This window comes from Janthinobacterium sp. ROICE36 (genome assembly GCF_002869965.1).
Taxonomy (GTDB): Bacteria; Pseudomonadota; Gammaproteobacteria; order Burkholderiales; family Burkholderiaceae_D; genus Janthinobacterium.
This window is the reverse complement of the sequence record NZ_PEBS01000125.1, coordinates 1-8104: the sequence shown is the minus strand read 5'-3', so window position 1 is coordinate 8104 and position 8104 is coordinate 1. Positions and strand designations below refer to the sequence as shown.

6 protein-coding genes are annotated in these 8104 nt (G+C 58.7%); 1 reads left to right on the top strand and 5 read right to left on the bottom strand.

Features of this window, described 5'->3' with window-relative positions:
• Nucleotides 1-160: 160 nt before the first annotated feature.
• The 5 genes from CSZ94_RS26355 to tssF are packed head-to-tail and all read right to left on the bottom strand — an operon-like array spanning nucleotide 161 to nucleotide 6453.
• On the bottom strand, nucleotides 161-772 hold the full coding sequence (locus tag CSZ94_RS26355) for a hypothetical protein (protein ID WP_180977641.1): 612 nt from the start codon (nucleotides 770-772) through the stop codon (nucleotides 161-163).
• A complete protein-coding gene (locus CSZ94_RS26350; RefSeq protein WP_102124211.1) occupies nucleotides 769-3363 on the bottom strand; it encodes a type VI secretion system Vgr family protein in 2595 nt (864 codons plus the stop codon). Before CSZ94_RS26350 ends, CSZ94_RS26355 begins: the two co-directional genes overlap by 4 nt.
• A 12-nt stretch (nucleotides 3364-3375) precedes the next feature.
• Nucleotides 3376-3630 carry a PAAR domain-containing protein gene (locus CSZ94_RS26345; protein WP_102124210.1) on the bottom strand — a complete coding sequence of 85 codons (255 nt, stop codon included), beginning with the start codon at nucleotides 3628-3630 and terminating at the stop codon, nucleotides 3376-3378.
• A gap of 28 nt (nucleotides 3631-3658) precedes the next feature.
• Nucleotides 3659-4684, bottom strand: a complete 1026-nt coding sequence (gene tssG / locus CSZ94_RS26340) for a type VI secretion system baseplate subunit TssG (protein ID WP_102124209.1) — start codon at nucleotides 4682-4684, stop codon at nucleotides 3659-3661.
• Nucleotides 4648-6453: a type VI secretion system baseplate subunit TssF gene (gene tssF, locus CSZ94_RS26335; protein ID WP_102124208.1), complete on the bottom strand. Its 1806-nt coding sequence runs from the start codon at nucleotides 6451-6453 to the stop codon at nucleotides 4648-4650. Before tssF ends, tssG begins: the two co-directional genes overlap by 37 nt.
• A 181-nt stretch (nucleotides 6454-6634) precedes the next feature.
• Here tssF and tssK point away from each other — a divergent pair, with 181 nt between their 5' ends.
• A complete protein-coding gene (tssK, locus tag CSZ94_RS26330; RefSeq protein WP_102124212.1) occupies nucleotides 6635-7981 on the top strand; it encodes a type VI secretion system baseplate subunit TssK in 1347 nt (448 codons plus the stop codon).
• The last annotated feature ends 123 nt before the right edge of the window (nucleotides 7982-8104 follow it).

The following is an 8104-nucleotide window of genomic DNA, read 5'->3' as shown; positions in this document are numbered from 1 at the left end:
ATCCTCGGGCTTCTGGTAGTTGGCCAGCAAGCTGTCGGCCAGTTTGAGCAGTTCCGGGTCGGGCTTGGCCCGCTTGTTACGCTTTACAACGGTCATTGTTTCTCCTTGGTGGCGGCAGTGTCCTGCCAAATGACCGTTTACACAAAATTATTTACACCCTCTACGCACCAGCAAATAACACTTCACTCCATCCTCGCCAACGGGCTATTTGTGCTGGGCTTTGATACGAACAGGCTTTACCTTGATTCGGACGTGTTGTTGTCGCGATCCTATTGGTTCCCATTAAAGGAGGAATGGGTGTAAAACTGTCTGGCACATTTTGATGCCGTGCATCTGCAGCCTTGGTTTCCGCGCCATCTGGGTCAAAACGACTGTTGCTTTCGGTGTAATGGTAGTACTCGACTTCGGTTTCAGTGGGATCAAACACCAGCTGACGCTGCCGTGGCGACGCATCTTTGAACCAGCCACCCAAGCCATTGTTTGTGAGGACAGCGGCCTTGCCTCCCGCCCCCATCATATCGTCTGGCCGCCAGGCCCGATTGTCTGGACGGCGCAATTCTTCCTGGCGAACCTTGCTCATCCGTAGATTGCTACCCATCACGCCTGGCAGGAAAATGACAGGAATTACCTTGCCTGGCGGTAGGGTGACGTCATGTCGCGCGGTATCTTTTGTTTCCGTCATCGAAACGGCGAGTTCCGCCCAGCCTCCCACGCCTTGACCAAACTTCGCAGGATGATTGCCGCGGTTATTCAAGTCATCACATGTGCTCATGGCAGTTCTCCCTTATAGCGAATGATGTAGCTGTCCATGCCGGTGGATTTTTGTAGTTGCGTGGAACCGTCTTCCGCGCTTTTGCCGGCGATGTTGCCGTCATCACGCAGGAGTTCAAAAGCAACGCCAACGGCTGGCGTATCGTCGGCATTCACCAGCAAGACCTCCTGATCAAAACTGCTGTGTGGCCTCTCATTAAATTCCTGCGACACGCTCTTCGGCGCCAGGGTTTCCAGGTTGCCGTTGAAGAGCACGGGGGATGAAGTGAAGAACTGCACCTTGTCGCTGATTTCCAGCATGTGCTTGGCGCCGTGCAGGCGGACGCCTTTCTTGCCCTTGATGTTGACCCAGTCCGCTTCGCTGATCAGCGACAGCACTTTCTGGGCGAGGATTTCCACCTCGTCGCTGTGTGCCTCGATGGACACCTTGCCGCTGGCGGCGATCAGCTTCATGCCGGCCTTATGCACGAACAGGCTAAAGGATTTGGCGATGCTGGCAAACATGCTGTCGCCGCTGGCGAGTGAAATATGCTTGCTGCTGGTAAGCGCCACATGCTCGCTGGCGGCCAGGTGGATGGACTGGGCCGTGCTCAGTTCGATGCCGGCAGGGCTGGCCAGTAGCAAATGCGCTTCGGACAGTTCCGGAAAATCGCCGCCGGCGCCTTTGATCGCGGCGTTTTGCCGCTGGATGGCCTCGGCGACGGCACCTTGTTGTGCGGCACTGTCTTGCGCACCCGCGTCGACGGCCATGCCGGCCAGTCCCTCTTGCAGTTGGCGGGCCTGCGCCAGGCGGGCCTGTGTTTCGTCGAGCTGTTTGACTGATCCCGTTCCTGTTGATGTTTCTGTGGAAATCAGCATGCCTTTGGCTGCGCGCAGGGCGCCCCAGGCGTTGCTGGCCAATTCAAAACCCGCACCGCGCGCTTCCTTGCGGCCTGCGTTGTCGTCGATGCGGGTGATGTTGCCCAATGAAAGCCGGCTATCCTGGTGCTCGCTGCGCAGCTGTGCCTGGATCGCCCCCTTGGTGTCGTCGAGCACGAGATGGTTGGCGCTGCGGGCACCCAGTTCGCGGCTGCGCAAGCCGGACAGGGCACGCTGCTGCGGCAGTTGCCACGGCGGCGGATTGGCACTGTTGTAGACCACGCCGATGACGATGGGATAGTCGATATTGCCATCCTGGAATTGCACGACGACTTCCTGACCCACGCGCGGCAAGGCGATTTGTCCCATTTGCGGCCCCGCCATCGGCATCATGACCCTTATCCAAGGCGAGCTGCGTTCATCGAATGTACCCAGGCGGTCCCAGTGAAATTGCAGGCGGATGCGTCCCAGGGCATCGGTATGGATTTCCTCCCCGGCCGGCCCGACCACCAGTGCCGTCTGCACGCCGGCAACGATGCATGGCGTGCTGTTGTAGCCACGGCCCGGCCGCCAACGGATGTCGCGGTGCACGCACAGCATATTGTTGACATAGTGGGAAGGTGCGCTGGGGCCGACCTGATAATTATTGCTGGCGCTATGCAGCACTGACAGGATCAGGTAGTCGCGTTCGGCGATGCTGTCAGGGCGCTCCTGGCCAGGCTGGTAGCGTTTTTCCTCGGCGCTGAAATGGCCATCGAGCCGGAAGCAAAGGCCGGGCTGTGCGCCACGGTGATTGCCGGCCGCCTCGAAATACTGGCGCAAATGGTCGCTTTCTTCCATGCGGCGCTGTGCCAGAGACTCCCCCTCATCGACATTCTTATAGCCATACGCGCCCGTGTTTTCGTACAGTTCGTGGGCAAATACATCGCCCTGGCGATTCAGGGAGTAGCCGCTGGCAAGACGTGGCTGCGGATTTTTATAGTCGAAACTGGCCAAGGTCAGCTGCCCGGAGCCGAGCCGGCGCATGGCTTGCCACTGTTGCAGGCCATCGTCTTCCATGGAGCCTGACTCGGAGTGAAAACGCATGGCGCCGTCGCCAGATGCTGTGGCTATAATGTCCGCCAAGGTGCTGTTGTCCGCCAGCCATAGCGTATGCCCATCGGCGCGGTGCTCGTACCAGTAATGCCAGCCCAGCGCTTCCCAGCGCCGGTGCAAGTGATTGTAGTCGGTTTCATTATGCTGGTTGGCGCAGGTGATTTGCGGATCGTCGTCGTGGATGCTGGTTTTCCAGTCGCGCTGCCCGTAGTGGGCAAACGTCGTTTCGGTCAGCTGCATCACGCTTTGGCCATGGAAGGACACATTGTCCTGACGCAACCGGGCGAAAGCCAGCCAGGGTTGCAGCACCATGCGGTACCACGCAAAGCCGCCATCGGCGCGCAGCAGGCAAAATTCGCCCACATAGCCGTTAAAGTGGCGTAGCGTGCCATCGTCGCGCAGCATGGAAATGCTCACCATGCGGCCCATCATGGCCTTGAGCGCAATATGCGCGTCATCGGACAGCAGTTCTGCTTCGACACGGAAGTCGCGCGACAGCTCTTCCCTGGCGCTCAGCGAGTTGACCAGCAGGATGGCGCCGGCCGGTCCATCTTCATGGGGGAAATCGATCTTCAGCAGGCGCCGTTCTTGCGCGGCGAGGTCGAAGGCCGACAGTGTCGCCTGGATGCTTGCATGCATGGCCTGCCTCCGCTATAGCGATGTGATCAGGTGTGCGCCGCAGGCGGTGGCATCGCCGTCATAGGCATATGGCTTGCCCATGTGTTTTGCGCCGGCGCCATCCGGCGTGATGGGAAAGCTGCCCTTGCACTTGGGGCAGAAGGTTGTGTCATCGGCCAGCGCTGCGACTTTGCCCATCACGGTGCTGCCAGACGATGCGCTGGTGACCTTGCCGCCATGATCGGTTGCGTCTCCTAGCCGGATGACGCCGCGTCCCGCATGTTTCATGTTTGCCTCGCTTTCCAGGGATGACTGCTCAAGCCAGTTGCAGCAGGTAGCGCACTTCGGCGCCGCCTACCTTGCCTTGTGCTGTTTGCAAGAACGTCGTCCAGCCAAGGCGCCGTCGTTCTGAAGGGCGGGAACTCAGGAGCAGGGGTGTAATGCATGGCGGACTCAATATCAGCCGCACTTCATATTGCAAGTCTGGTACACCAAATAGCGCCAGCATCTTTGCCAGTGCCGCCGCACCTGCGCTGCGCGGCAGGAAACGTTGCAGGCCGGCGGGATCCAGCGGCCCGATATGCAGGCAGACGCGCATGTCGTGGCGCCAAAGCCGCAGGCCAACGGTTGCGCCACGCGCCAGGGTAAAGTTGACACTACCTAGCAGGCTGCGCCGATTTTTTTCCAGATAGTCCCAGCCTCCGACAAATTGTTGCAGGGCGACGGCTACGCCGCAGTATTCGGCCAGCACGGGGCCAATCGCTTGCGCGGAGACGGGACGGCAACGCAGCTGACCCGCGTGCCAGGCCGCGGCGTCCTGCGTCACGGCATCCGGTTCGGCGCTCGACGGCAGCGCAGTGTGCTGCACGCCGGCCAGTGCCAGCAGCAAAGGCCTTTGTGCATCTTTTGCCCGGGTCTGTAGCGTCGATTCGAGTCGATATTTTTCCCACGCCTGGTAATACAGCACGACCATGCGGTGCGAAAAAATATCGAGGAAGGCCGAGACGCCAGTGTCTTTGCCCGACAAGCGGCAAGCGGCAATGCGTTCCGAGTGGTGCAAGGGCAAGGTGCCGCCGACGCCCAGAAAACGCATGAACGTCGGTGTCACGGTCAGTTGTTCATTCTCGTCAAGCGAAAGCTGCTCGATTTCACTGGCGGGGAAACCCAAGGACAGGCTGTTCTTGAAGCGCAACACCTGGCTGAAGGCTTGCGCATGGGACACATTCTGGCTGCGTAGCCAGCACAGCAGAATACGCACCGCCTGCACGAACTGGTAGCGGTACGGCTCGGCCAGCAAGTGTCCGATTACACCAGATTCTGCAGTCCGCTTCTTGGTTTGCATCGGATCAGCTCCTCTCCGCTTTGCCGTGACAGCACCACCAGTTCGATGAAACTGTTGATTTGCACATACAGCCCAAGGAAGTGATCGATCACCTGCACAAACAAGTGCATGCCGCTGCCGACGAACGCTTCCTCGTCCAGCGTGATGCGTACTTCCACGCCATGCGCCAGCGAGGTGCCGCGCTTGTGTCGCAGCCATGTCGTGGTCGGCGAGTGCGCCAACGCGACGATGCCGCCGATCTGGCGTTGCGAGGTAGCCGATTGGGATAAGTCGTAGAGCGTCAGCATTTCGCGCAGTGCTGGCAGGCCTTCCTGGACCAGTGCGTGATGATTCAGCGCCAGATGCGAAATCAGGCGCCAGTGCAGGCCCGCGCCCGGCGAAAAGCGCCGCGGCTGGCTGGGGCGTCGCAGCATGTGCAGTGCAGGTCCGCCGTCGCACGGTTGCAAGTCTCCTTGCGGCTGGCCGTATTTGAGCGCAAGGGGAAGATCGCGGTTACTGCATGTCAGCGACAGCGACAAGCTGGCCTTTTCATGGATCAAGGGATTGAAGTCGCTATCGACCAAGGTGATTTTCTTTTCATGACCAGGACTTTTGATGGCCAAAGCCGTATCGTGGCGTACGATCCAGTAATGGCCTTGTTGCGCAGCACCTTCGCCATGGCGCAGGCTGTACAGCGGGCGAAAGTCGGTCAGCGTGCTTTCGCCGCCCCGTTGGCGCAGCAAACGTACCGCATCGACGGAGACGACTTCGTAGCCATGCGCATGGGTAGCATGGGCCAGTACGGAGTAGTCGGTTTTCTGCCGGGTGACGGAAATCGGCACGCCTTCCTGGCGGAAGAGATTGACCGCCGGACTGCAGCCCAGCCTCAAGTTTTCGCTGGAAATGCTGGACAACATGCGCGCCGCAGCGGAATCGGGCCGCAATCCGGCCATGCACAGATGCAGGGTAAAGCGCTGGCACTCGGGCGGCAGGGCTGCACGCAGCGCAGCGACATCGAGGTCAAGGAAATTGAATTTTTCCGGATACGCAAAATACTCGCTCAGGATGCGGTAGGCCGGCTGCGAACGAGCACCGAAAGGTAGCAAGGCATCCGTGTCGGCGAAGCCGACGGGTGTCACAGGCACGGCGGGCAAGGCCATCCATTGCAGCGCGTCGATCGACACAAAAGCGCAGACTGTCTGCATGAACAAGGCATCGCGCAATGCGGCGGAAAAAGAAGCTTCGCCATCGATGAAGACACGCAGCGATGCGGGCGCCGCAGCGAGATGCCGGATGCCGATGTTCAGCGAGGAAGTGGCTGATGCAGGCAGGCGTACGCCTGGCGGCGCCTTGATCATGGCCTCGAAAACTGCGCTTTCCAGTACCGATGCTCCTGTCGTCACATCGTAGAGCGTCTTGAAACGGCAGCGCACGCCGCGCACAGGTGTTGTATCCATTTCACTGCCGGCCGGCAGGTGCAATACGCCCGCGCCGGCCGCCGGGGCGGATTGGTGCACGATCGTGCACGATGGAAAGGGACGCAGATAATGCGGGAACAGGGCTTCGAACAGGGCTTCGGTCAGTTGCGGATAGTCGTCATCGAGCCGTTTTGAGATGCGTGCCGCCAGCATGGCCACCGATTCGATCAAGTGTTCGACGTGCGGATATTCGCAAGACTCGCCAGACAGGTGCAATTTGCCGGCGATTCTCGGATAGCGTTCTGCAAACTCACGGCAATGTCGCCGCAGCATCACCAATTCGCGTTCGAAATATGGCAGCAAGTCCTCCATCGCTATTTTCTCTCCCTGGTGTCTTTGCGGCGGCATGCTCAGTATCGGAGCGTTTGCTCAAAGGTAAATTGCGTTTGCGCAAATAATTGGGCTGGGTTGCTGCGCAACATCAAGAACTTCCGCGCTGACAACATCAGACTGGCAAGGCAGCAAGATTCCAATAGTCAACATGGAGAACGCCATGACATTGCCATCCAAATTACTTTGGTCCGAGGGCCTGGCCATCGGTCCTCAGCAATTCCAGCAGCTGGACCGCTACCATGAAGCGCGCCTGCAACGTCTGGCCTCCTTGATTAATCCACATTTATGGGGCGTGCATGGTGTCAGCTGGAATGCGGATGCACTGGCCAACAATAGTCTGCGGGCGGACAGCATGTCGCTCGTCTTTCAGGATGGAGAACTGTTTGAAGCGCCGCTTGGCGATGTATTACCCAGTGCGGTTGACCTGTCCAAGCTGCCGTCCAGCGAACATGGTTTTACTTTTTATGCCGCGCTGCCCATGTTGCAGGCACATGGCGGCAATTTGAGCTCTGCAGGCGCGCGCTATGTGCAGGCGGATATCGAAACGCCGGATCTGTACAGCGAGGCAGTCAGCATAGACGTGGCCTACCTGAAGAAACGCGTGTATCTGCTGTCGCAACTGGACCCCCTGAATGATTACCTTGCCATCCCGGTGATCCGTTTGTACCGGGCTGGCAATGGCAGCTTTGAAATCGATGCCTCCTTCATTGCGCCTGGCCTGACCATCAGCGCCGAGTCCTCGCTGCAGAAAATGCTCGATTCGCTGATCGACCGCATGGGCGCGAAAATTGAGGCGCTGTACAGCCGCCATCGTCAGCCCGGTAATAACACGGTAGAATTTCATGGCCGGGATGTTTCCTCGTTCTGGATGCTCAATACATTGAGCACGGCCAGCGCCACGCTCAGTCATTGCGCCAGCTATCGGCGCCATCATCCCGTGTATTTGTTTGAAAAATTGATGACTTTGGCTGGTGGCTTGATGACGTTTTCTAAAAAATACACACTGAGCGACTTGCCGGCTTACTGTCACGATGATGCGGCTCCCGGTTTCGGCAAGCTCGATGGCATCATTCGCGACCTGATCGATACTGTGCTGCTGTCGCGTTACTTCCCGATTGCGCTGTCCAACGACACGCAACAAAACACCCACTATCACGGTGTGCTCGATGCCACGCGGATTGACCGTCAGACCGAACTCTGTCTTGCGGTAAACGCCGATATGCCGGCGCTGGAACTGGTCGCCACGGTGCCGTTGCAGTTCAAAATATCCTCGCCGGACAATATCGAACTATTACTCAGCCGGGCACTTCCGGGTGCCGAGTTGCGCCATATGGCACAGGTTCCTGCTGAAGTGCCGGTGCGGCCCAATACGTATTACTTTTCGATCGATAACAAGGGCAGTATTTATGACAGCATGATCAAGGCCCAGGCGATTGCGATTTATGTGCCGTCTGGCATAAGAGGGCTGAAGCTGGAATTGTTCGGTATCAGCGGCACTGCCGCCTAACAGGGTGTTGAATTAATCGCCGTGCCCGTCAACCATCACGGGCCGGTAAACGTTGTTTCATCAGCCCCACTTTCCCACCGCCATCATGCGCAAGACCGACGTCATCCAGCACTCTCTGTACAG